General features: G+C 71.8%; 22 protein-coding genes. 16 read left to right on the top strand and 6 right to left on the bottom strand.

Translation table 11 applies throughout. The features are described from left to right. Positions 1-267: 267 nt before the first annotated feature. Positions 268-873, bottom strand: coding sequence for a TetR/AcrR family transcriptional regulator C-terminal domain-containing protein (locus J2S55_RS45690; protein WP_306874569.1), 606 nt, complete (start codon positions 871-873; stop codon positions 268-270). 150 nt (positions 874-1,023) lie between these two features. On the opposite strand from J2S55_RS45690, the gene J2S55_RS45685 reads away from it, so the two are divergent. The 7 genes from J2S55_RS45685 to J2S55_RS45655 all read left to right on the top strand — a co-directional run bounded on the left by J2S55_RS45685 (position 1,024) and on the right by J2S55_RS45655 (position 7,622). Next, the gene (locus J2S55_RS45685; RefSeq protein ID WP_306874566.1) at positions 1,024-1,425 is read left to right on the top strand and encodes a hypothetical protein; all 402 of its coding nucleotides are present in this window, start codon (positions 1,024-1,026) and stop codon (positions 1,423-1,425) included. Between the two features lie 447 nt (positions 1,426-1,872). Further along, on the top strand, positions 1,873-2,589 hold the full coding sequence (locus tag J2S55_RS45680; protein WP_370879765.1) for an urease subunit gamma: 717 nt from the start codon (positions 1,873-1,875) through the stop codon (positions 2,587-2,589). A gap of 127 nt (positions 2,590-2,716) precedes the next feature. Next, complete coding sequence (locus J2S55_RS45675; protein WP_370879820.1) at positions 2,717-4,528, top strand: urease subunit alpha; 1,812 nt, start codon at positions 2,717-2,719, stop codon at positions 4,526-4,528. An 82-nt stretch (positions 4,529-4,610) separates the two neighbouring features. Continuing rightward, complete coding sequence (locus tag J2S55_RS45670) at positions 4,611-5,285, top strand: urease accessory protein UreF (RefSeq protein ID WP_306874561.1); 675 nt, start codon at positions 4,611-4,613, stop codon at positions 5,283-5,285. A gap of 30 nt (positions 5,286-5,315) precedes the next feature. Beyond that, positions 5,316-6,011: an urease accessory protein UreG gene (gene ureG / locus J2S55_RS45665; RefSeq protein WP_306874559.1), complete on the top strand. Its 696-nt coding sequence runs from the start codon at positions 5,316-5,318 to the stop codon at positions 6,009-6,011. Next, positions 6,008-6,844 (top strand): urease accessory protein UreD, encoded by an 837-nt coding sequence (locus tag J2S55_RS45660; protein WP_306874556.1) that lies wholly within the window; start codon positions 6,008-6,010, stop codon positions 6,842-6,844. The genes ureG and J2S55_RS45660 overlap by 4 nt, the downstream gene beginning before the upstream one ends. Before the next feature lie 241 nt (positions 6,845-7,085). Further along, on the top strand, positions 7,086-7,622 hold the full coding sequence (locus tag J2S55_RS45655; protein WP_306874554.1) for a TetR/AcrR family transcriptional regulator: 537 nt from the start codon (positions 7,086-7,088) through the stop codon (positions 7,620-7,622). Here the strand turns inward: J2S55_RS45655 and J2S55_RS45650 are convergent. Continuing rightward, positions 7,619-9,145, bottom strand: coding sequence for an MFS transporter (locus tag J2S55_RS45650; protein WP_306874550.1), 1,527 nt, complete (start codon positions 9,143-9,145; stop codon positions 7,619-7,621). The two genes, J2S55_RS45655 and J2S55_RS45650, sit on opposite strands and share 4 nt — an antisense overlap. Next, positions 9,142-10,170 carry a fatty acid desaturase family protein gene (locus tag J2S55_RS45645; protein ID WP_306874548.1) on the bottom strand — a complete coding sequence of 343 codons (1,029 nt, stop codon included), beginning with the start codon at positions 10,168-10,170 and terminating at the stop codon, positions 9,142-9,144. Before J2S55_RS45645 ends, J2S55_RS45650 begins: the two co-directional genes overlap by 4 nt. Positions 10,171-10,541: 371 nt before the next feature. On the opposite strand from J2S55_RS45645, the gene J2S55_RS45640 reads away from it, so the two are divergent. After that, the gene (locus J2S55_RS45640; protein ID WP_306874544.1) at positions 10,542-11,198 is read left to right on the top strand and encodes an FMN-dependent NADH-azoreductase; all 657 of its coding nucleotides are present in this window, start codon (positions 10,542-10,544) and stop codon (positions 11,196-11,198) included. Continuing rightward, positions 11,195-11,509: a DMT family transporter gene (locus J2S55_RS45635; RefSeq protein ID WP_306874542.1), complete on the top strand. Its 315-nt coding sequence runs from the start codon at positions 11,195-11,197 to the stop codon at positions 11,507-11,509. The genes J2S55_RS45640 and J2S55_RS45635 overlap by 4 nt, the downstream gene beginning before the upstream one ends. Positions 11,510-11,845: 336 nt before the next feature. Here J2S55_RS45635 and J2S55_RS45630 read toward each other — a convergent pair whose 3' ends face one another. The 3 genes from J2S55_RS45630 to J2S55_RS45620 all read right to left on the bottom strand — a co-directional run bounded on the left by J2S55_RS45630 (position 11,846) and on the right by J2S55_RS45620 (position 14,960). Continuing rightward, positions 11,846-13,201, bottom strand: coding sequence for an RNA polymerase sigma factor (locus J2S55_RS45630; RefSeq protein WP_306874540.1), 1,356 nt, complete (start codon positions 13,199-13,201; stop codon positions 11,846-11,848). A 185-nt stretch (positions 13,202-13,386) separates the two neighbouring features. Further along, the gene (locus J2S55_RS45625) at positions 13,387-13,734 is read right to left on the bottom strand and encodes a hypothetical protein (protein WP_306874537.1); all 348 of its coding nucleotides are present in this window, start codon (positions 13,732-13,734) and stop codon (positions 13,387-13,389) included. Between the two features lie 50 nt (positions 13,735-13,784). Further along, positions 13,785-14,960, bottom strand: coding sequence for an AMP-binding protein (locus J2S55_RS45620; protein ID WP_306875893.1), 1,176 nt, complete (start codon positions 14,958-14,960; stop codon positions 13,785-13,787). 156 nt (positions 14,961-15,116) lie between these two features. Between J2S55_RS45620 and menB the strand changes: the two genes are divergently transcribed. The 7 genes from menB to J2S55_RS45585 all read left to right on the top strand — a co-directional run bounded on the left by menB (position 15,117) and on the right by J2S55_RS45585 (position 22,653). Then, a complete protein-coding gene (gene menB / locus J2S55_RS45615; protein ID WP_306875891.1) occupies positions 15,117-15,944 on the top strand; it encodes a 1,4-dihydroxy-2-naphthoyl-CoA synthase in 828 nt (275 codons plus the stop codon). 129 nt (positions 15,945-16,073) lie between these two features. Further along, positions 16,074-17,729 (top strand): 2-succinyl-5-enolpyruvyl-6-hydroxy-3-cyclohexene-1-carboxylic-acid synthase, encoded by a 1,656-nt coding sequence (menD, locus tag J2S55_RS45610; protein WP_306874534.1) that lies wholly within the window; start codon positions 16,074-16,076, stop codon positions 17,727-17,729. Positions 17,730-17,847: 118 nt separating this feature from the next. Further along, the gene (locus J2S55_RS45605) at positions 17,848-18,483 is read left to right on the top strand and encodes a DedA family protein (protein WP_306874531.1); all 636 of its coding nucleotides are present in this window, start codon (positions 17,848-17,850) and stop codon (positions 18,481-18,483) included. A gap of 78 nt (positions 18,484-18,561) precedes the next feature. After that, positions 18,562-19,065, top strand: coding sequence for a YflT domain-containing protein (locus J2S55_RS45600; protein WP_306874528.1), 504 nt, complete (start codon positions 18,562-18,564; stop codon positions 19,063-19,065). Between the two features lie 210 nt (positions 19,066-19,275). Beyond that, a complete protein-coding gene (dnaK, locus tag J2S55_RS45595; RefSeq protein ID WP_306874525.1) occupies positions 19,276-21,186 on the top strand; it encodes a molecular chaperone DnaK in 1,911 nt (636 codons plus the stop codon). Next, positions 21,179-21,700, top strand: coding sequence for a nucleotide exchange factor GrpE (locus J2S55_RS45590; RefSeq protein WP_306874523.1), 522 nt, complete (start codon positions 21,179-21,181; stop codon positions 21,698-21,700). Before dnaK ends, J2S55_RS45590 begins: the two co-directional genes overlap by 8 nt. After that, a complete protein-coding gene (locus tag J2S55_RS45585; RefSeq protein ID WP_306874520.1) occupies positions 21,697-22,653 on the top strand; it encodes a DnaJ C-terminal domain-containing protein in 957 nt (318 codons plus the stop codon). The genes J2S55_RS45590 and J2S55_RS45585 overlap by 4 nt, the downstream gene beginning before the upstream one ends. Positions 22,654-22,685 lie beyond the last annotated feature (32 nt).

Genomic DNA, 22,685 nt, shown 5'->3' with positions numbered 1-22,685 from the left:
TGGCCATGCGCGCCTCGGGCTGGGTGAGGCCCGCACATCAAGCAGATCAAACATACGGTCGGATCACACCCTTGAGCGTGCGATCTGACCGCACGCACAAGTGTGGGATCTGGTCGCACCCGGCGACATAGCCCGTTAGGACTGTTTGCGGACGTGAAAAGGGTGAGTCCTGAAGGGGATCTTCGGGGGTGTGACCTATAGCACAGCATGCCTCATAGCCGGATAACCGGCCAAGTGCGACACGCCGCCGGGCCGGTAAACGATCGGTTACGACTTTCTGACGCCACCTGACCTGGTCAGACCTGCCAGGAGCGCCTCCAGGCCCAGCTCGAAGTCGTCGTCGGCCGCCGGGCTGCCGCCACCCTGCGACGGCGGGCGCCACGGCTCGTCGTCATCGCCCGCCGGCTCGGCCCAGCCGGACTGCTGCACCTCCACCGCCACCGCGCCGAAGACGTAGGCCCGCATCGCCCGCACGGCCCGTGCCGCGTCGGGCAGCCCCGCGTCGGCGAGCTGGTCGGTCTGCTCCCGCACCGCGACCGCCGCGCGGCCCTTGGCCGGCTTGGTCAGCGCCAGCGCCAGCACCCCCGGATGCTCCCGCAGCGCGGCCCGGCTCGCCCGGCACCACGCCCGCGCGCTGTCCTGCCAGGTCTGGCCCGGCTCGGCGTGCACGGTGGTGACGTGTTCGGCGAGCGCGTCCATGAGGGCGTCCTTGCCCCGCGGCAGATGGTGGTAGATGGCCATCGCCTCGACCTGGAGCGCGTCGCCCAGTCGCCGCATCGTCAGCCGCCGCAGCCCCTGGCTGTCGGCGATGTGCAGGGCAGCCTCGATGATGCGCTCTCTGGAGAGCGGGATGGGCGGTCGCTTGGCAGGCATGGGGACATCCTGCCACCCCGAACCTTACTGCGTAAAGGCGGGCGCGCCGGGCAGGGCGCCGCCTGAGTGTGTGGGGTGGGAGCGGACGGCGTAGGCTACGGGCTGTGATCTGCCGGGGAATGCCCGGCGATGGATGGGAGAGGGCAGACGATGGCGTTTTTCCGACCGAGCGTGAGCCGGGAGGCGGAGGTCCGTTACCACGCTGACCAGGAGGTCGGGAAGGGCTTCCCCGAGCTCCTGGAGAAGGCGCGCGCGGCGGAGGTCGAGCTCCGCCGGGTCCAGGCCGCCGCGGCCTCCCCCGAGGAGCTCCGGGCCGCGGGCCGGGCCTTCGACAAGGCCCTGACCGATGCGCTGCGCGCCGCCGAGGCCGGCCAGCGGGCGACGTTCGGCGTGAAGTCCTACGAGGACCGGATCCGCCGCCGCAAGGGCAGGGCCACCCCGAAGGGCGCCGAGTGGACCGCCGAGGTCGACCGCCTGCGCACCCTCCGCGAGCAGAACCGCCTGACCGGCATCGCCCGCGTCCCGCGTCCGGTCACCGCCGCCGCGCGCTGACCGAGCCCCCTCGGGGCGACCGTTTCTCCACGACACCCGCCACGCGGCCGCGCGGCGGGTGTCGTGCTTCCCGGCCTGTCGCCAACGGAGCTGTCACCAGGTTCCCGCGGGCGCGTCTGCCCTGGTCAGGGACCCTTCTAGTGATCCTTCGCGGGTTTCTGGGACGACGCCGTCAGCCGGAGCGGGCGGCGAGCCGGGTGAACGGCATCGGCGGGCCGAGTGTGTGGCAGGTGATGCGAATTCTGTGCCACGGGTGACGCACGCCTCACCGTCACGCCATATCACTCTGGGCACTTGTGCAACTACCTTCGGTGAGCGGCGGGAAAGTGATCACCCAGCCCCTCGTGGCGTCCGAGCCGGACGCGCCCGGCAAGGGCGATCATCTCTCGGCCGAACAGCGGATGGCGACATGATCGAAGGCCGGTCGTCGCCGCGCGATCCGCGCCGGTGGCAGACCCCCCGGAGACGACGCGTCGGGGCAGAGCGAAGGCGAGGTGGCGGGTGCATCTGACTCCGCACGAACAGGAACGCCTGATGATCCATGTGGCCGCGGACGTGGCCCGCAAGCGCAAGGAACGGGGGGTCCTGCTCAACTACCCGGAGGCGGTCGCGCTGATCACAGCGCACGTGCTGGAGGCGGCTCGCGACGGCAAGTCGGTCCACGAGCTGATGTCCGCCGAAGAGAAGATCCTTTCCCGTGACGACGTCATGGCGGGTGTCCCGGAGATGATCTCCGACCTCCAGATCGAGGCGACGTTCCCCGACGGCACCAAGCTGGTCACCATCCGCGCCCCCTTCGCCGAAGCCGACGAGAAGGCGGCAACCGAGGCCGAGGCGGAGGCGATGGTTCATCCGGGGAAGATCGACCATCCGGAGGGCGCCACGCCGGTGGCCTTCAACGAGGGCCGCGAGATCACCATCGTGACGGTCACCAACGGTGACGACCGACCCATCCAGGTGGGCTCCCATTACCACTTCTACGAGGCCAACCCCCGCCTCGACTTCGACCGAGCCGCCGCCTACGGCAAGCGCCTGCACATTCCCGCCGGCAGTTCCGTCCGGTTCGAGCCGCGGTGCACCCGGACGGTGACGCTGGTGCCCATCGAAGGCAGGCGCGTAGTCGCCGGCCTGCGCGGCCAGGTCGGAGGGCAGCTCGATGGATGAGTCCGTGACAGACGCAACGGCGGACGCGTCCGCGGACACCTCCGCGGCGCCGGCGATCGACCCACTCGCTGAGCCCGCGGCAGGACCGTCAGCGCAAGAGGGTGGGCCGGGACCGGAGATCCTGCCGATCGAGCAGCCGCTGACCCGCGTCGAGTACGCCGACCGGTACGGCCCGACGCTCGGCGACCGCATCCGGCTGGCCGACACCAACCTGCGGATCGAGATCACCGAGGACTGGGCCGGCGGCCCCGGACGCAGCGGCAACGAGGTCATCTTCGGCGGCGGCAAGGTGATCCGCGAATCGATGGGGCAGTCCTGCGCGCCGCGCGACCCGACCAGGTTCGGCGCTCCGCAGCCACCCGACACGGTCATCACCGGCGCGGTCGTCCTGGACCATTGGGGCGTCGTCAAGGCGGACGTGGGCATCCGTGACGGCCGGATCGTCGCGCTCGGCAAGGCCTACAACGACGAGACCATGGACCGGCTGCACGACGGGCACGAGCGGGCCGGTGACTTCCTGATCGGCCCGGAGACCGAGGTCATCGCGGGCAACGGCAAGATCCTCACCGCGGGCGGCATCGACACCCACGTGCACTTCATCTGCCCCGAGCAGGTCCACGAGGCTCTCGCCGCCGGGGTCACCACCTTGATCGGCGGCGGCACGGGCCCCGCGGAGGGCAGCACCGCCACCACCGTCACGCCCGGCGCCTGGCACATCGCCCGGCTGTTCGAGGCGCTGGACGCCTTCCCGGTCAACATCGGGCTGCTCGGCAAGGGCAGCACCATGTCCACCGAATCCCTCTACAACCAGGTGGAGGCGGGCGTCCTCGGGTTCAAGATCCACGAGGACTGGGGGGCCACCCCGGCCGTGCTGCGCCGGTGCCTGGAGGTGTGCCGGGCGACAGGCGTCCAGCTGGCTCTGCACGCCGACTCGCTGAACGAGGCGGGCGCGGTCGCCGACACGATCGAGGCCATCGGGGACCACCCGATCCACATCTTCCACGTCGAGGGCGCCGGCGGCGGTCACGCCCCCGACATGATCACGATGGCGGGCCTGCCGAACGTGCTGCCCGCCTCCACCAATCCCACCCGCCCCTTCACCGTCAACACGGTCAAGGAGCACATCGACATGGTGATGGTCTGCCATCACCTCAACCCGCTGGTGGCCGAGGACCTGGCCTTCGCCGAGTCGCGGATCCGGCCCTCCACGATGGCCGCCGAGGACATCCTGCACGATCTCGGCGCCATCTCGATCATGTCGTCGGACGCCCAGGCGATGGGCCGCATCGGGGAGATGATCATACGGACGTGGCAGACCGCGCACGTGATGAAGGCCCGGCGCGGCCCGCTGGAAGGCGACCAGGCCGGCGACGGCGGAGCCGACAACCACCGCGCCCGCCGCTACGTCGCCAAATACACCATCAACCCGGCCGTCGCGCACGGCATCGATCACGAGGTCGGCTCGGTCGAGGTGGGCAAGCTGGCCGACCTGGTGCTGTGGGAGCCGAAGTTCTTCGGCGTCAAGCCGCACCGGGTCATCAAGGGCGGCCAGATCGCCTACGCGCAAGTCGGCGACGCCAACGCCTCCATCACCACCCCGCAGCCGGTCCTGCCCCGGCCCATGTGGGGAGCGACGGGCCGGGCGCCAGGCGCCAATGCGGTCAACTTCGTCACGGAGCAGGCGATCCGGTCCGGGCTGGCCGGCCGGGTCAACGTGCGTAAGCCGTTCCGGGCCATACGCGACACCCGCAAGGTGTTCAAGGCCGACATGCGGGAGAACAACGCCTGCCCCGACATCCGAATCGATCCCGACACTTTTGAGGTCGAGATCGGTGGCGCGGAGGCCAAGGACGTCAAGACGGAGATCGACGACCGGCTCGTCGACGGCCGTCAGTTCGCCGACACGCTGCCCATGGCCCAACGCTACTTCCTGTTCTGACCACTGCCGGTCACACTTCAGGGGCGCGACGCATGGGCAGGCTCCATGAACGCCCCATGTCAACGAAGGGGAGCCACGCACGATGAACCGTGCCGCCCTGCTCGTCCTGGCCGACGGCCGGTTCCCCGCTGGAGGCCACGCTCACTCCGGCGGGGCCGAGGAGGCCGTCACGGCCGGACGCGTGCGGGACGTGGCGAGCCTGGAGGAGTTCAGCCGCGGCCGGCTGCACACCAGCGGCCTGGTCGCGGCCGGGCTCGCGGCCGCGGCCGCCGCCGGACACGACCCGCTGCTGCTGGAGGAGGCGGCCGACGCCCGCACGCCCGCCCCCGCCCTGCGGCACACCTCGCGCAGACTCGGCCGGCAACTGCTGCGGGCCGCCCGGGCCACCTGGTCCTGCGCCGAGCTCGACGCCCTGGCCGCGGCCCGGCCGCGCGGCGCCCACCAGCCCGTGGTCCTCGGCGTGACCGCCCGGTGCGCGGGACTGGCCCCGCTGGACGCCGCGTACGTGGCGGCATATGAGAGCATCGGCGGCCCGGTGACCGCGACCGTCCGCCTGCTCAGGTTGGACCCCTTCGACGCCGCCGCCGTCCTCGCGCGACTGGCCCCCGACATCGACCACGTAGCGGCCGCCGCGGCCGAGGCCGCGCAGCGCGTCCACACCGACGGGACCGCCGCGCTGCCGGCCGCCTCCGCACCGCTGCTCGACATGGCCGCTGAACAGCACGCCGTCCGGAGCGCCCGCCTGTTCGCATCCTGACGACTCCTTCGATCCTCCTCTGGAGCAGCCATGCACCTGCACCACAGCGACACCTTCCCCGACGGCCACGCCCGTGGCCCCGGCGGCTCCGGCGAGCGTCCCGGCGCCCGCCGCGCCCTGCGCATCGGCCTGGGCGGGCCGGTCGGCTCCGGCAAGACCGCCACCGTCGCCGCCCTGTGCCGCGCGCTGCGCGAGGAGCTGTCCATCGCGGTCGTGACCAACGACATCTACACCCGCGAGGACGCCGAGTTCCTGCTGCGCGAGGCTGTCCTGCCCACCGAGCGCATCACCGCGGTCCAGACCGGCGCCTGCCCGCACACCGCCATCCGCGACGACATCTCCGCCAACCTCGAGGCCGTCGAGGACCTGGAGGGCCACCTCGCCCCCCTCGATCTGATCCTGGTGGAATCGGGCGGCGACAACCTCACCGCCACCTTCTCCAAGGGCCTCGTCGACGCCCAGATCTTCGTCATCGACGTCGCCGGTGGCGACGACATCCCCCGCAAGGGCGGTCCCGGCGTCACCACCTCCGACCTGCTCGTCATCAACAAGACCGACCTCGCCCCTCACGTCGGCGCCGACCTGGAGGCCATGGCCCGCGACGCCAAGGCCCAGCGCGGCGACCTGCCCACCGTGCTGACCGCGGTCAAGGCCACCGGCGGCATCACCCCCGTGGTCGGCTGGATCCGCGAACGCCTGGCCGCCTGGACCGCAGGCCCCGCATGAGCCGAGCGGCCCTTCCCCCCACACCGACCCCCGTCCCCGACTCCACGCCGGCCTCCAGGCCGGCCGAGCGAGCCGTGCCGGGCGTGCACGCCACCGCCCGCATCAGGGCCGCCCGCGCCGGAGGCACCACCGTCCTGCCCGTGCTCGCCGGCGACGGCCCCTTCGACCTGCGGCGCGGCCACACGCACGGCGACCGGGCACGGGTGTGCATCCTCGGCGTCATGAGCGCCCCCCTCGGCGGCGACCGGCTGCGCATCGAGGCCGCTACCGACCACGGGGCCCACCTGCACATCACCACCGCCGCCGCCACCATCGCGCTGCGCGGCCCCACGACCGAGCATGCCACCTATGACGTGCACCTGCGCGTGGCCGAACACGCCAGCCTGCACTGGCTGCCCCAGCCGCTCATCTCGGCCGCCCGCAGCAACCTGCGCCAGAGCTGCACCATCGACCTGGCCTCGACCGCCCGGCTCCTGCTACGCGAAGAAGTCGTGCTCGGCCGCTCCGGCGAGCCGCCTGGCCGGCTGTCCACCCGCCTCACCGTCCACCGCGACGCACGCCCCCTGCTGGAGCAGCAGACCATGTTCGGGCCCGGCGCACCCGGCTGGGACGGCCCCGCCGTCCTGGCCGGCCATCGCGCCGTCGGCCAGATCCTCATCGTCGACCCCGCTCTGGACCAGCACCCGCCCCGCGCCCGCCTGTTCGGCGACGACCCGGCAACCGGCCAGGCCGTGCTGACCCCGCTGGCCGGCCCCGCCGTCCTGATCACCGCTCTGGCCCCGGACACCCTGCACCTGCACCGCCTGCTGAACGCGGCGCACCCCATTGCCTGAACATCCCGCGGCACCGCCACCCGCCTGAAGCGTCACGACATCGCTCACGCCTGCGGCGGCGACGGCGGCCCGGTCATGTCCAGGCGCCGGTCGCGGTGCAGCTGCACCGTCCCGTACGGATGGAGGGCAAGGCCAATGCCGTTTGGGGCTTATGGCGCGTTTCTTGCCGGCACCCCGACTGGTATCAGCAGTCAAACGAGTGTTTGAAACGCTTGTTTGCGGTGCTGGTAGGATCGCCCGCGTGGGAGTTCCTGAGGATTTGCTGGCCGCGGCCAAGCAGTGCCTGTCCGAGCGCGGATATGCCCGCACGACGGTCCGGGACATCGTCGCCGTCTCCGGCAGCAACCTCGCCGCGATCAACTATCACTTCCGCTCCAAAGACGCCCTGCTCACCCAGGCGATGATCGAGGTGACCGGGGAAGCGGTCGCGGAGGTCCTCAAGGCGTTCCCGGACGACTCCAAGGAGTGGTTCGAAGCGTTCTGGGCAGAACTGATCGAATCCTTCCGAGCCAATCCGATGGTGTGGCGAGCCAACGTCGAGACGCTGGCGCAGGCACCTCATCTCCCCGAAGTGCGAGCCCGCCTGGCTGAAGGGCAGGCGCTGGCCCAGCGTGAGCTGGCCCAGCGCCTGCCACGCCAGGACGAGGCGGGTGCGCAGGTGCTGTTGACGCTGTTCATCGGCCTGCTGGTGCGATGGCAGATCGATCCGGACAACGCCCCGACGGCTCACGACCTGGCCGCCGGTATCCGGTCGGTGGCCGAAGTGGTCGCCGGCTAACGCATCACGTGCCGTCCGGAGTGGTCCGGGCGAGGTCGCGGCCGGCTCGCACGCCGTACGGAACGCAACATGACCGGCGCGAGCAGCGCCATCAGGCACAGACCCACGGCTGCGGCGATCATGGCGTGGTGCTGGCCTTGCGTGAAGGCCTCGCGGGCCGCGGCGGTCAGAGTGGTCCCAGCCGGTTCCGGCAGGTGCCGCGCCGACTCCAGGGCGCCGCCGAGGGTGTCCAGCGCCGATGCGGGAGCGCCGGCGTCGCTGAGGTGTCCCCGGTAGACGGCGGTGCCGATGCTGCCGAGCAGGGAGATGCCGAGCGCGCCGCCGAACTCGGTGGCCACCTGCGACAGTCCGGCGACCGAGCCCGCCCGCTCCGGCGGGGCGGCGGTGATGATCAGGTCGGAGGAGACGGTCAGGACGAGGGTGACGCCGCCGGCCATCAGCATGATCCCGGCGATCAGCAGGCCGCTCTGGCCGGTCACGTCCAGCCTGGACAGCAGCGCGAACCCGCCGGCGCCGACGAGCAGTCCGGCGCAGACCACCAGCCCGGGACGGATCTTGCGGACCAGGACGGGGGCCAGCCCCGCGGCGAGCATCGCCATCCCCGCCGAGGGCAGCGCGTACAGGCCGGCGATGAGCGGCCGGGCTCCCATGACCATCTGCAGGTACTGGGTAGTGAAGAGGCTGGAGCCGACCATGGCGAAGACGCCGAGGGTGTTGGCGCTGATGGCGGCGGTGAAGGCGCGGCTGCTGAACAGGTGCACGTCCAGCATCGGATCGGTCGTCGAGCGCTGGCGGCGGACGAAAGCGGCTCCCAGCGCCAGGCCGGTCACGATGGCCAGCACCGGCGGCCAGCCGAAGCCCTCCTGGGCGATGTGCTGGATCCCGTAGATCATGGGCAGGATCGCGCCCAGCGACAGGACCACGCTGAGAAGGTCGAGCCGGCTCGGGTGCGGGTCACGCGATTCGGGGAGCAGCAGTGGCGCCAGGATCAGCAGCAGCGCCATCACCGGCAGGTTGACCAGGAACACCGAACCCCACCAGAAGTGCTCCAGCAGCGCGCCGCCCATCAGCGGACCCAGCATGGCGCCGCCGGCGAACGCGCCGGTCCAGATGGAGATGGCGATCCGGCGCCGGCCGTCGTCGTGGAACATGTTGCGGATCAGCGACAGCGTCGAGGGCATCAGCGTGGCGCCGCCCACCCCGAGCAGGGCCCGCGTGGCGATGAGCAGGTCCGCGCTGGGGGAGAAGGCGGCGACCGCGGAGGCGGCGCCGAACGCTGCCGCCCCGGCCATCAGCAGCCGTCGCCGTCCGACCCGGTCGCCCAGCGTGCCCATCGGCAGCAGCAGTCCGGCCAGCATGAACGGGTAGATGTCGATGATCCACAGCAGCTGGGAACCGCTCGGCGCCAGGTCGGCGCTGATGAACGGCAGCGCGTACGACAACACGTGCAGGTCGACGGAGATCAGAAGTACGGGCAGGACCAGGACGGCCAGCCCGATCCACTGCTTGCGTCCGGCTTTCATGGGCGGCCTTTCTCGCGGAGGGGGGCACCGGCGTGGTGCAGGTGACGGAGGGCCTCGCTGTGCGAGGTCAAAAAACTGACTTCGTGGTACGGCAGGCCGAGCCGGCGGCAGTAGGCCCGCACGATGGGTTGCGCCCGGCGCAGGTTGGGGGCGGGCATGTTGGGAAACAGGTGGTGTTCGATCTGGTAGTTGAGCCCGCCCATGGCGATGTCGACGAAGCGGCCGCCGCGCACGTTGCGGGTGGTGAGCACCTGCTTGCGCAGGAAGTCCTGGGTGGCTTCCCCGGTCAGCGTCGGCATGCCCTTGTGGCCGGGGGCGAAGACGCAGCCCATGTAGAGGCCGAACAGCCCCTGGTGCACGGCGAAGAAGACCAGGGCCTTGCCCGGTGACAGGACCCAGGCCAGCGCGCCCAGGTAGAGCACGGAGTGGGCGAGCAGCAGCGCGCCCTCCAGGACGCGGTGTTTCATCCAGGGCCGGCGCAGCGCGCGGATGCCGCCCACGTGCAGGTTGAGCCCCTCCAGCAGGAGCAGCGGGTAGAACAACAGCGCCTGCCGGCCGCCGATGAGCCGGGCCGGCCCGCGGCTGTCACGCGCCTGCTCCTGTGACCACACCAGGACGTCGGGCACGACGTCCGGATCGAGGTTCTCGTGGTTGGGGTTGGCGTGGTGGCGGGTGTGCTTGTTCATCCACCAGCCATAACTGAGGCCGATCCCGAGATTGCCGCCGAGGCGTCCGAGGGCCTCGCTCGGCCCTCGGGCAAGGAAGATCTGCCGGTGCGCCAGGTCGTGCAGCACGAGGGCGACCTGGGCGAAGACGATCGCGGAGCAGGCGGCCAGCGGCACCTGGAGCCAGGAGTCACCGAGCCGGAAGAACGCGGCCACGCCCGCCAGGTAGAGACCTGCCACCGTGCTGAGCCGTACCAGGTAGTAGCGGGGGCGGCGGTCGAGGAGCCCGGCCTGTCTGATGCGTCTGGACAGGCGGCTGAAGTCGCTCGCGGCCGTGGCCGTTGCGGTTGCTTGTGCCATGTCGCCGACCATACACACGTTTTGAACATATGTGCAAAACATATGTTTGTGACAAATGTTTGGATAGGGTGGCGGCATGAAGGGGCGAGACAGGCTGATCGAGGGTGCCGAACGCTGCCGGTAGGAGGCGCCCTTGTGTCTGAACCGCGAGCCCCGGACCGGCGAGTCACCGAGGTCGGCTGTACGGCGAGCTCCGCCGCCGCCGCGACCACCTGCGTCACGCAGGGTGAGGCCGTGATCCCGTTCTACGCCTTCACTCCATGTCTGGCCGGCGGAGGAGCGGTCTTCGGGCGGCCAAATGGACATGATGTCCGCTTGGCGTTACGATGTTAAGCGGACATCATGTCCACTTATTGATGGAACGGAGAGCCATGAGCCACCTGCTGCACCTGGACGCCAGCGCCCGCCGCGCGTCCTTCTCCCGCGAGCTGTCGGAGGCGTTCGCCGGGGCATGGCGCGCCGCCAACCCCGGGGGCGGATACTCCTACCGGGACCTCGCGGCCGACCCCGTCCCGCACATCGGGCAGGCCTGGACGGAGATCTGCGACAACGTCATGGCCTACGGCATCACCGACATCGGCCGCTACCGGGAGGCGGTGCGGACCCCGGCCCAGGAGGAGGCCTGGGCGATCATCGAACCGCTCCTCGCCGAACTGGTGGCCGCCGACGTCGTGCTGATCGGCACGCCGATGTACAACTACTCGCTCCCTTCGGCGCTGAAGGCCTGGATCGACCAGGTGACCTTCCCCCGGATGAAGCTGACGGGCCGGAGGTTCGTCGTCACGGGCGCGCGGGGAGGGGCCTACGGCCCCGGCACGCCCAAGGAGCCCTTCGACCACGAGGAGCGTTACCTGCGTGACTTCTTCCTCGGGCACTTCGGCGTCGAGGACGTCACGTTCGTCCACGCCGAGCTGACCAACTCGCTGGTCGACCCCCTGCTGGCCGGCGCGCGGGGCGAGCACGAGGAGTCCCTCGCCGCCGCCCGCAAGCTGGCCGTGGAGCTGGCCGCAGAGCCGGTCCGGCAATGAACTGGGTCCTGCTCGTACTGGCGGGGCTGGTGGAGATCGCCTGGTCGCAGAGCATCAAGCCGACCGAGGGGTTCACCCGGCCGATCCCCACGGTGATCTGCTTCGCGCTGGCGGCCGTCGCGGTCTGGCTGCTGTCGAAGTCCATGCAGACCCTCCCCGTCGGCACGGCCTACGCCGTGTTCACCGGCATCGGCGCCATCGGCGCCATCGGGCTGGGGGTCGCGCTGCACGGCGACCCGCTGAGCGCCGGGCGTCTGGCGGCGCTCGCGCTGATCGTCGGCGGGATCGTGCTGGCCCGGCTGGCCGGCTGACCGGCCTGTGGGCCGCCGTCGACCGGTCGACCGCCTGACCGGTTGACGGCTTATGAGCCGGCAGTGGCCTGCTGACCGGTCTGCGGGCCGACCGGTGGTCGGTTGACCGGCTGATCGGTCCATGGGCTGATGGTGGCCGGCATGGGTCGGCGGTGGTCGGTCGGCCGGTTGCCGGGCTGACCGGCCTGTGGGGGATCCGCGGGCGGGCCGGTGGCACGGCCGGCGTCCGCCGGCGCGGGAGCGGCTCCCGGCGGAGCCGTCAGGGGCCGCCGGGCCCGGCCGGGGCCGGACATGGCGAGGCGCCGCCGCGGACGGTCGCGGCGGCGCCTGAGAAGGTCAGCTGGCCCAGTCGAGCAGCGGACGGGTGTTGCTGGGGTGGCGCAGCTTGGAGAGGGACTCCTTCTCCAGCTGACGGATGCGCTCGCGGGTCAGGCCGAGGTGCTTGCCGATCTCGTCGAGGGTGTGGGGCTTGCCGTCGACGAGGCCGAAACGCAGGGCCATTATCTTCGCCTCCCGGGGAGAGAGGTTGCCGAGCACGCCGCGCAGCTGCTCGCCGAGTAGCTGGCGGTCCACCACCTCGGAGGCCTCGGGCGAGTCGACGTCCTCGATGAGGTCGCCGATGGTGGTCTCGCCGTCCTCGCCGATGGTGGCGTTGAGGCTGATCGGCTGGCGGCTGGTGCGCAGCAGCTCCTCGATCTGGTCGGGAGTCTTGTCCAGCTCGACCGCCAGCTCCTCGGGCGTGGGCTCGCGGCCGAGACGCTGGTGCATGTCACGCTCGACGCGCGACAGCTTGGACAGCATCTCCAGCACGTGGACCGGCAGCCGGATGGTGCGGGCGGAGTCGGCGAAACCGCGCTGGATGGCCTGCCGGATCCACCACATGGCGTAGGTGGAGAACTTGTAGCCCTTGGTGTAGTCGAACTTCTCCACCGCGCGGATCAGGCCGAGGTTGCCCTCCTGGACCACGTCGAGCAGGGCCATGCCGCGGTCGGTGTATTTCTTCGCCACCGAGACGACCAGCCGGAGGTTGGCCTCCAGCATGTGGTCCTTGGCGCGGCGGCCGTCCTCGGCCACCCACTCCAGGTCGTCGCGCATGGCGGCGGACAGGCCCGGCTCGGCCTCCAGCTTGGACTCGGCGTACAGGCCCGCCTCGATCCGCTTGGCGAGCTCGACCTCCTGGGCGGCGGTCAGCAGCGTGCGGCGGCCGATCGACTTGAGGTAGGTGTGCACCGAGTCGCCCATGACCGAGGACTGGTCGTCCAGGTCCAGGGTCGGCTCGGCCTCCAGCTCGGCCTCCTCGGCGGCGGCCCACTCATCCTCGTCGATCTCGGAGTCGACGTTCTTGACGTCCTTGGCGGCGGGCTCGGTCCGGGCGACGGCCGCCTTCTTGTCCTGGACGGGCCTGTCGGGCGTGGCCTTCGTCTTGCGGGCGGCGGTCTTGCGGGTGGCGGTCTTGGCGGCCGACTTCTTGGCGGAGGCCGCGAGCGTGGGCTCGTTCTCGGCGGCCAGGCTGACGCCCGCCTCGGTGAGCTCCCGCAGGATCGACCTGCCTTCGGTCGGGCTGATCCCTGCCTCGGCGAAGGCGTGGCGCAGCTCCGCGAGTGAAAGGTGACCCTGGACTCGCCCTCGGTCAAGGAGCTGTTCGAGGGTCGTCGGGGCCTCAGGTGAGGGCACCACGGCGGTTTGGGGCATGAGGACACCTCCTCCATCACGGAGTCTTCTGCTTACAGGTTGTGGGGTGGGGCGGCGAGGGAGCCGCTCTGCGCACCAGTACCAATAACCCCAGCCAAGAACTTTCTGTTCCCGACTTGACGGGGAAAATATGATGGGTGGACCGCCATTACCGCGATCCACCCCTCCTGAGCGGCTGGTATGGCCTATTCAGTGACGTTCACAGGTCCTTCGACCACGGGCATGGGTAACGGTTGGGCGTCTTCCAGCCGCTGCTCGGTCCAGTAGCGCGTGACCTTCTCCGGGTCGGGGTTGACCTCCCTGGAGACCACGTAGTCCTCCGCGGGCGGGACCGTCCCCTGGGAGGCCGCCGGGTCCGGCGCGGGGGTGGCCGACGCGCCCTCGGAGGCGGGCCGGTTGCCCTCCAGCGCGGGCACGGGGTCGCCGTTCTTGCTGATCCTGCCCGTCGCGGCGGCCGCCGCGACGGATATGCCGCCGGCGAGGACCACGCTGACGATGCCGGCGGACACCCACGTCTTGCGGGTTATGTTCATCGGGCTCGTCCTTCCTGCTTCGGCTGTCTGTTTGACGTGCGGAGCCGTCCCTATGGTTCCCGTCGAAGACCATAACGGAGGGTCGCGAGGTCTGGCTTGCCATTGGGCAAAAGTGGTATTTCGGGCAGGACGATCAGCTCGGCGGGGGCGGCGTAGGCGGGCAGCCGCTCCTTGGCGAAGGCGCGGAGCTCGGCCAGCGACGGGGGAGCGGCCGAGACGACGACGGCGACCACCCGCTCGCCCCATTCGGGGTCGGGGCGGCCGACCACGGCGGCGTCGGCGACCGCCGGATGCTCGGCCACGACGGCGGCCACGGCCGCCGCGACGACCTTCTCGCCACCGGTGTTGATGACGTCGTCGGCCCGGCCCAGGACGCGCAGCCGCCCGCCGGTCAGGGTGCCGAGGTCGGAGGTGAGGAACCAGTCGCCGTCCCGGGTGGCGGCGGTGAGGTCGGGGCGGAGCCGGTAGCCGGAGAACAGCACGGGGCCGGCGAGACGGATCCGGCCGTCGTCGCCGATCTTCAGATCCACGTCCCGCAGGGGCTCGCCGTCGTAGACGCACCCGCCGCAGGTCTCGCTCATGCCGTAGGTGGTGACCACCCGGGCGCCGGCGGCGCGGGCCGCCGCGAGCAGGTCCGCGGGGGCGGCGGCGCCGCCCAGCAGGATCGTCCTGAAGACCGACAGGTCCGCCGGCAGCAGCCGGCGCAGCTGGGTCGGCACCAGGGAGACGTGGTCAGCGCCGCTGGCGAGCACCGCCTCGGGGGAGAAGCCGTCGTGCACGATGGGCGCGGTCTCGCTCAGCAGCGACCTGACCAGCACCTGCAGGCCCGACACGTGGGAGGGCGGCAGGCAGCAGAGCCAGCGCTCGCCGGGCCGGGCGCCCAGCCGGCGCAGCGAGGCCGAGGCGGAGGCACGCAGGGCCGCGGCCGACAGCTGGACCCCCTTGGGGACGCCGGTCGTGCCGCTGGTGGCGATGACCACGGCCACCTCGGAAGGGACCCCCACGCCGTGCGCGTGCCGTACGCCGTTGACGTGGGTGGGGCGCAGCGCCTCCAGCGTGGCCCGCAGCGCCGGGGCGGGCAGGGCGGGCGACAGGGGCAGCACGGCGGGGCCCCGGCCGTCGAGCGCCGCGGCGACGGCCTGGAACAGCTCGGGCCCGGCTGGCAGCACGACGGCGTGCAGCTCCCGTTGCGGTCGAGGCTGCTCCGGGTGCACGGAACCGGTCATCACAGTCGTAAGGTTAGTGCCGACAAGCCGGACAACAGCCGAGGGGCACCTCGGCACAGCGGAAGGGGCCAGACGATCGTGAGCACGGAGCGAGCCGAGCCGGGCACGGACGAGCGAGTGGCGGGCGAGGCGGGTCCCGTGCCGGCGAGCGTCCAGGTGCGCGCCGCCGACTGGGAGCGGTCGGGCGAGTACGAGGACATCGTCTACGAGACCGCCGAGGGCATCGCCAAGATCACGATCAACCGGCCGGAGCGGCACAACGCCTTCCGCCCGACGACGCTCTTCGAGCTCAGGCACGCCTTCAACGTCGCCCAGGAGGACCCCGGGGTCGGCGTGATCATCTTCACCGGCGCGGGGGACAGGGCCTTCTGCTCCGGCGGCGACCAGAAGATCCGCGGCGACGACGGCTACGTCGACAAGTCCACCCCGCACGTGGGCCGGCTCAACGTGCTCGACCTGCAGGTGCAGATCCGCCGATGCCCCAAGCCGGTCATCGCGATGATCGCGGGCTACGCCATCGGCGGCGGCCACGTGCTGCACGTCTGCTGCGACCTGTCCATCGCCGCCGAGAACGCGGTCTTCGGCCAGACCGGTCCCAAGGTCGGCTCCTTCGACGGAGGCTACGGCTCCTGGCTGCTGGCCGAGACCGTCGGCCTGAAGCGGGCCCGCGAGATCTGGTACCTGTGCCGCCAGTACGACGCGCAGACCGCCCTGAACTGGGGCCTGGTCAACGCGGTCGTCCCCCTGGAGCGGCTGGAGGAGGAGACGGTCGCCTGGGCCCGGGAGATGCTTGAGAAGTCGCCGCTGGCGCTGCGCATGCTCAAGGGCGCGCTGAACGCGGTGACCGACGGGGCCGCCGGCATGCAGCAGTTCGCCGGTGACGCCACCCTGCTCTACTACATGAGCGAGGAGGCGCAGGAGGGCCGCGACGCCTTCAAGGAGAAGCGCGCCCCCGACTTCGGCAAGTTCCCGCGCCGGCCGTGACGAGCCGGCCGCGATGAGGCAGAGGGGCGCCGGCCCCCGGGCGCCCCGCCCCCCGATGGGCGGGGCGCCCCCGGCAGGGCGTGAGAGGCAGTCACCTTCCGGGGTGCGACGGCTAGAGGAGGCAGTGCGGTGAATCCCGCCACCGCGCTCGCGACGGTGCTGGTCGACGAGCTCGTGCGCTGCGGTCTCACGGACGTGGTGCTCGCACCCGGCTCGCGCTCGGCCCCGCTGGCCCTGGCCGTGCACGCCGACAGCCGGATCCGGCTGCACGTGCGCATCGACGAGCGCTCGGCCTCCTTCCTCGCGCTGGGCCTGGCCCGGCGCGGCGCGCGCCCGGTCGCGCTGATCTGCACCTCCGGCACCGCCGCGGCGAACTTCCACCCGGCGGTCATCGAGGCGCACGAGTCGGGGGTGCCGCTGCTGCTGCTGACCGCCGACCGGCCGCCCGAACTGCGCGACACCGGCGCCAGCCAGACCATCGACCAGATCAAGCTGTACGGCACCGCGGTCCGCTGGTTCAGCGAGGTCGGCGTGCCGGAGGAGCGGCCCGGCCAGGTCGCCTACTGGCGGTCGCTGGCCTGCCGCGCCTACCAGCGCTCGCTGGGCCCGTCCGACCCCGGCCCGGTCCACCTGAACCTGGCCTTCCGCGAGCCGCTCATCCCCGACGGCGACGCCTCCTGGTGCGAGTCCCTGGAGGGCGACGCCAACGGGCCCTGGATCCGGGCCCGGGTGGCGCCCCCCGCGGTGGCGCTGCACCTGCCGCCGACCAGGCGGGGCGTGCTGGTCGTCGGCGACGGCGCCGCCAACGTGCGCAGATACGTCGCGGCGGCGGGCATGGCCGGCTGGCCGGTGCTGTCGGAGCCCAACGGCGGCGCCCGCTACGGCGACCACGCCATGTCGGCCTACCACTTCCTGCTAGGCACCCCGGAGTTCGCCGACCGGCACCGGCCCGAGGTGGTGGTCACCCTGGGCCGCCCCGGGCTGTCCAGGCCGCTGCTCAACTGGCTCAGGCACGCCGACGAGCACATCGTGGTCGCCCCCGACCTGACCCGCTGGCCCGACCCGACCCGCTCGGCCACCCAGGTGGCCCAGGCGGTGGAGATCCCGGTCGCCGCCGGAGACGACGCCTGGCTGCACTCCTGGCGCCGCGCCGACGGCGCGGCCAGGGCCGCGATCGACGAGGTGCTGGACGGCGCCGGGCTCAGCGAGCCGCGCCTGGCCCGTGACCTGGCGGACCTGCTGCCCAACGGGTCGCTGCTGCTGTCGGCCTCCTCCATGCCGATCCGCGACCTGGACCAGGCGATGCGCCCCCGCCGGGGCCTGCGGATCCTGGCCAACCGGGGCGCCGCCGGGATCGACGGCGTGGTGTCCACCGCCATGGGCGCGGCCCTGGCGCACAACGGTCCCGCCTACGCGCTGATGGGCGACCTGACCTTCCTGCACGACCAGAACGGGCTGATCCTCGGCCCCCGCGAGCCCCGCCCCGACCTGTGCCTGGTGGTGGTGAACAACGACGGCGGCGGCATCTTCTCGCTGCTGCCCCAGGCCGCGCTGCGCGACCCGTTCGAGCGGGTCTTCGGCACCGGGCACGGGGTGGACCTGGCTCACGTGGCCGCCGCCACCGGCACCCCGTACACCTACGTCGGCGAGCCCGAGCAGCTGTCCAAGGCGCTGCGCGGGGAGGGCCTGCGGATGGTCGAGGTCCGCACCGACCGGGAGTCCAACGCCGTCCTGCACGCCATGATGCGCGACGCGGCCCACGCGGCGATCCGCCAGGTCGGGTGAGGCCGAGGCGGAGGGCGGACGCCCCCGTGGCGGGCACCGCCCGCCACGGGGCGCGGCCCCGCCCGGGAGCCTGACGACAGGGCGGGAGCGACCCGGCCGACGGAATAAGGTGTCCGTCATGCATGTCGACGAATGGCTCCAGGCGATCCCCCCTGTGTGGATCTGCGCCCTGGTCGGACTGGTGATCGGGCTGGAGAGCCTGGGCATCCCGCTGCCCGGGGAGATCGTCCTGGTCAGCTCCGCGCTGCTGGCGGCACAGGGCGTGGTCAGCCCGGTCTGGGTCGGCGTCTGCGCCACCGTCGGGGCCGTCGTCGGCGACTCCGTCGGCTACGCCATCGGCCGCAGGGGCGGCAAGCCCATGTTCGACCGGCTGGGCCGCAGGTTCCCCAAGCACTTCGGCCCCTCCCACATCGCCAAGGCCGAGCGCTACTTCGAGCGCTACGGCATGTGGACGGTCTTCTTCGGCCGGTTCATCGCGCTGCTGCGCATCCTGGCCGGTCCGCTCGCCGGGGCCCTGCGCATGCCGTACTGGAGGTTTCTGACCGCCAACGTGCTCGGCGGGATCGCCTGGGCGGGCGGGACCACCGCGGTCGTCTACTACCTGGGCAGGGTCGCCGAGCAGTGGCTCAAGGGCTTCTCCTGGGCGGGGCTGGGCCTGGCGGTGCTGTTCGGCGTCGCGACCACGCTGTTCGTCAAGCGCCGGGCGGCCAAGATGGCCGCCGAGGAGGCCGAGGAGCCCGCCGGCACGGCGTGACTACCAGACCTGGGGATGTGCGGTCCGCAGTGACGCGGTCACGGTGAGGAGGTAAGACTCATCGTGAAGGGAAGCGCCATGCGACCTGAGCCCACGTCGATCGCCTACGAACCGGTGGCCTCCTACAACACCTACGAAGAGGCCCAGAGGGCCGTCGACTACCTTTCCGACCAGAAGTTTCCGGTCGAGCACGCCAAGATCGTCGGAACGGACCTCCGGCTCGTCGAGAGAGTGCTCGGCCGGCTGACCTATCTGCGCGCCGCCGGCATGGGCGCGGCCTCGGGTGCCTGGATCGGCCTGCTGATCGGCCTGTTTCTCGCGATCTTCACTCCCGGGCGGTTCCCCTTCCTCCTGGTGCTGTGGGCACTGGTCTGGGGCGCCATCGCCGGAGCGATCTTCGGCCTGATCGGTCACGCGCTGACCGGCGGCAAACGGGATTTCCTGTCCTCCAGCGCGATAGTCGCCAACCGCTACCAGGTGCTGGTCACGGTCGACCGCGCGGCCGAGGCGCGCAGGCTCCTGGAGGTCGGCACCCCGCAGGTCGCGCAGGCCCCGCAGACCCCGCAGGCCCCGCAGTTCTAGACGCGCGGGTCCCGGCCGCGCGCTCCGGTGGCGGGAGAGCGCCTCCAGGCGATGGAGGCGCGGGCCGGGGCCGCCCGCCTCTCCCGCCCGGCGGGCCGCCCGCCGTCCCGGCCGGCCCACGGCTCACGGGGGCGGGATCACCAGCTCTGAAGATGTGGCCGGCCCGCCGCAGGACGAGTGTCGGCTGTAGTGCCCACACTGGAGGTCAGCATGGCAAGAGCGGTCGGGATCGACCTTGGCACCACCAACTCGGTGATCGCCACGATGGAGGGCAACCAGCCCACGGTGATCCCCAACGCCGAGGGTTCCCGGACGACGCCGTCGGTCGTGGCCTTCACCGAGGAGGGCGAGCGCCTGGTCGGGCAGCTGGCCCGCAGGCAGGCGATCCTCAACCCCAAGGGAACGATCTACTCGGCCAAGCGCTTCATCGGGCGCCGTTTCGACGAGGTCACCAGCGAGATGAACGCCGTGTCGTTCGACGTGGTGCCCGGACCGGACGGGGCGGTGCGCTTCAAGGTCCACGACAAGCTCTACGCGCCGGAGGAGATCGCCGCCCAGGTGCTGCGCAAGCTCGTCGACGACGCCTCGAAGTTCCTGGGGGAGAAGGTCACCGAGGCGGTCATCACCGTGCCCGCCTACTTCAACGACTCCCAGCGCCAGGCGACCAAGGACGCAGGGAGGATCGCGGGCCTGGAGGTGCTGCGGATCGTCAACGAGCCGACCGCGGCCGCCCTGGCCTACGGTCTGGACCGCAAGGAGAACGAGACCGTCCTCGTCTTCGACCTGGGCGGCGGGACGTTCGACGTCAGCATCCTCACCATCGGCGAGGGCGTCGTCGAGGTACGGTCGACCTCGGGCGACACCCATCTGGGCGGCGACGACTTCGACCGGCGCATCGTCGACCACCTCGCCGACGAGTTCCAGCGCGACACCGGCATCGACCTGCGCAACGACCCCCAGGCGCTGCAGCGGCTGTTCGAGGCGGCGGAGAAGGCCAAGGTCGAGCTGTCGGCGGTCACCCAGACGCAGATCAGCCTGCCCTTCATCACCGCGGACGCCTCCGGCCCCAAGCACCTGAACACCACGCTGCGGCGGGCGACGTTCGAGGAGATCACGGCCGACCTCCTGGAACGTTGCAAGGGGCCGGTCGAGCAGGCGATAGCCGACGCCAGGCTCACCCCCAACGACATCGACGAGGTGATCCTGGTGGGCGGCTCGACCAGGATGCCCGCCGTGCAGAACCTGGTGCGCCGCATGACCGGCGGCAAGGACCCGAACATGACGGTCAACCCCGACGAGGTCGTGGCGCTGGGCGCCGCGGTCCAGGCGGCCGTCATCAAGGGTGAGATGCAGGACGTCGTCCTGCTCGACGTGACGCCGCTCTCGCTGGGCATCGAGACGCTCGGCGGGATCATGACCAAGGTCATCGACCGCAACACGACGATCCCGGCCCGCCGTACCGAGGTGTTCAGCACCGCCGAGGACAACCAGAGCGCCGTCGACGTCGTGGTCCTTCAGGGGGAGCGCGAGCGCGCCGCCGACAACCGGGTCCTCGGCCGGTTCCGGCTGGAGAACATCAGGCCCGCGCCGCGCGGCGAGCCCCAGATCGAGGTGACCTACGACGTCGACGCGAACGGGATCGTGAACGTCTCGGCCCGGGACAAGGACACCAACGCCGAACAGCGCATCACCATCAGCGAGAGCTCCAACCTCGACCAGCGCGAGGTCGAGCGCATGGTCGCCGACGCCGAGCAGCACCGGGACGAGGACGCGCGGCTGCGGCAGGTGGTCGACGCGCGCAACGAGCTCGACAGCGCCGCCTACCAGGTGGAGCGGCGGCTGAAGGAGCTGGGGGAGGCGGTGCCCGTCCACGAGAAGGCGCGTGCCGAGATGCTCGTCAACGACGCCCGTGAGGCGGTCAAGCAGCAGGAGACCCCGCTCGACCGGCTCCGCTCCCTGACCTCGGAGCTGCAGCAGGTCTACCAGAGCCTCGCCGTCGCCTCCGCCGGGCAGCCGGCGGGCAGCGCCCAGGGGGCTCCGGGAGCCCAGGGCCCGCAGGGCGGCCAGCGGGCGGGCGGGGACGACGACGTGATCGACGCGGAGTTCACGACCGATGAGTGACGCGCCCGGACCGGAGGACGTCCCCAGGGAGGGCGCCGAGGCCGCCCCGGACGTGGCGGAGCTCCAGGCCCGCGCCGCCGGGCTCCAGCGGCAGAACGAGGAGCTGGAGGGCAGGTGGCGGCGCGCCCTGGCCGACCTCGACAACCTGCGCAAGCGGGTCATCCGGGACACCGGGCGGGTGGGGGCCGAGGAGCGGGCGCGGGCGGCCGCCGAGTGGCTGCCCGTGCTGGACAACCTGGAACGCGCGCTGGAGCACGCCGAGAGCGATCCGGCCTCCATCGTCGAGGGGCTGCAGGTGATCCGGGACCAGGCGCTGGAGGTGCTCGCCCGCCTGGGCTTCCCGCGCCGGGACGACGCCGGGACGGTGTTCGACCCGGCGCGGCACGAGGTGGTGGCCACGCTCGCGCAGGAGGACGTGCCCGAGGGGACGGTCCTGCACGTGGTACGGCCTGCCTACGGAGACGGTGAGCGGCAGCTGCGGCCCGCACTGGTCGTGGTGGCCAAGGGGGAATGATGGCCGCCCCGCCCCGCGACTTCTACGAGATCCTCGGGGTGCCGAGAGGCGCCGGCCAGGAGGAGGTCCAGAGCGCCTACCGCAAACTCGCGCGGGCCTACCACCCCGACATCAACAAGGACCCGGGCGCCGAAGACCGCTTCAAGGAGATCTCGGAGGCCTACAGCGTCCTGTCCGACCCCGGGACGCGCCGCCGCTACGACGCGTTCGGAGCGGACTTCCGCCAGGTGCCCGAGGACGTGGACCCGGAGACCTGGGCCCGTGCCAGGGCCGGGCGGGGCAGGCGGGCCGGGTCCGGGGCCAGGGCGGGAGCCGGGGCTGGTCCGGGTGGACCGGCGGGCTTCGGGGAGGGCGCCGACTTCGAGGAGCTCCTGGAGGGGCTGTTCGGCGGCCGGGCCGGCCGGGCGGGCCGGGGCTGGGGACCGATCCCTGGTGCCGACCAGGAGGCCGAGATCGAGCTGACCGTGGAGGAGGCGTACCGGGGCGGACGCCGCTCGATCACCGTGGGCGGCCGCCGGATCGAGGTCAACATGCCGGCGGGGGTGACCGACGGGCAGCGCATCCGCCTGGCGGGACAGGGGGGCCGGGGCAGTGACGGGGCCGCCGCCGGAGACCTCTACCTGATCGTCAGGATCGCGCCGCACCGCCGCTACCGGGTCGAGGGGCGCGACATCCACGTCCACCTCCCGGTCAGCTCGTGGGAGGCGGCGCTCGGCGCGTCCGTCGCCGTCGACACCCCGGGCGGCGAGGCCAAGGTCAAGGTGCCCGCCGGGACCTCCAGCGGCCGGCGGCTGCGGCTGCGCGGCCGGGGGATGCCGAACCCGAGAGGCACGCCGGGTGATCTGTTCGCCGAGGTGCGGATCATGGTCCCGCCCACCCTGTCGGAGCAGGAGCGGAGGCTGTTCGAGCAGCTCGCCGCGGCCTCGGAGTTCGATCCCAGGAGAGGACGATGACCCGCCCGCCGGCGAGGTCCCGGCGGCCGGCT

Source organism: Streptosporangium brasiliense, assembly GCF_030811595.1.
Lineage (GTDB): Bacteria > Actinomycetota > Actinomycetes > Streptosporangiales > Streptosporangiaceae > Streptosporangium > Streptosporangium brasiliense.
The sequence above is the reverse complement of the archived record's forward strand: the minus strand, read 5'-3'. Positions and strand labels throughout refer to the sequence as shown.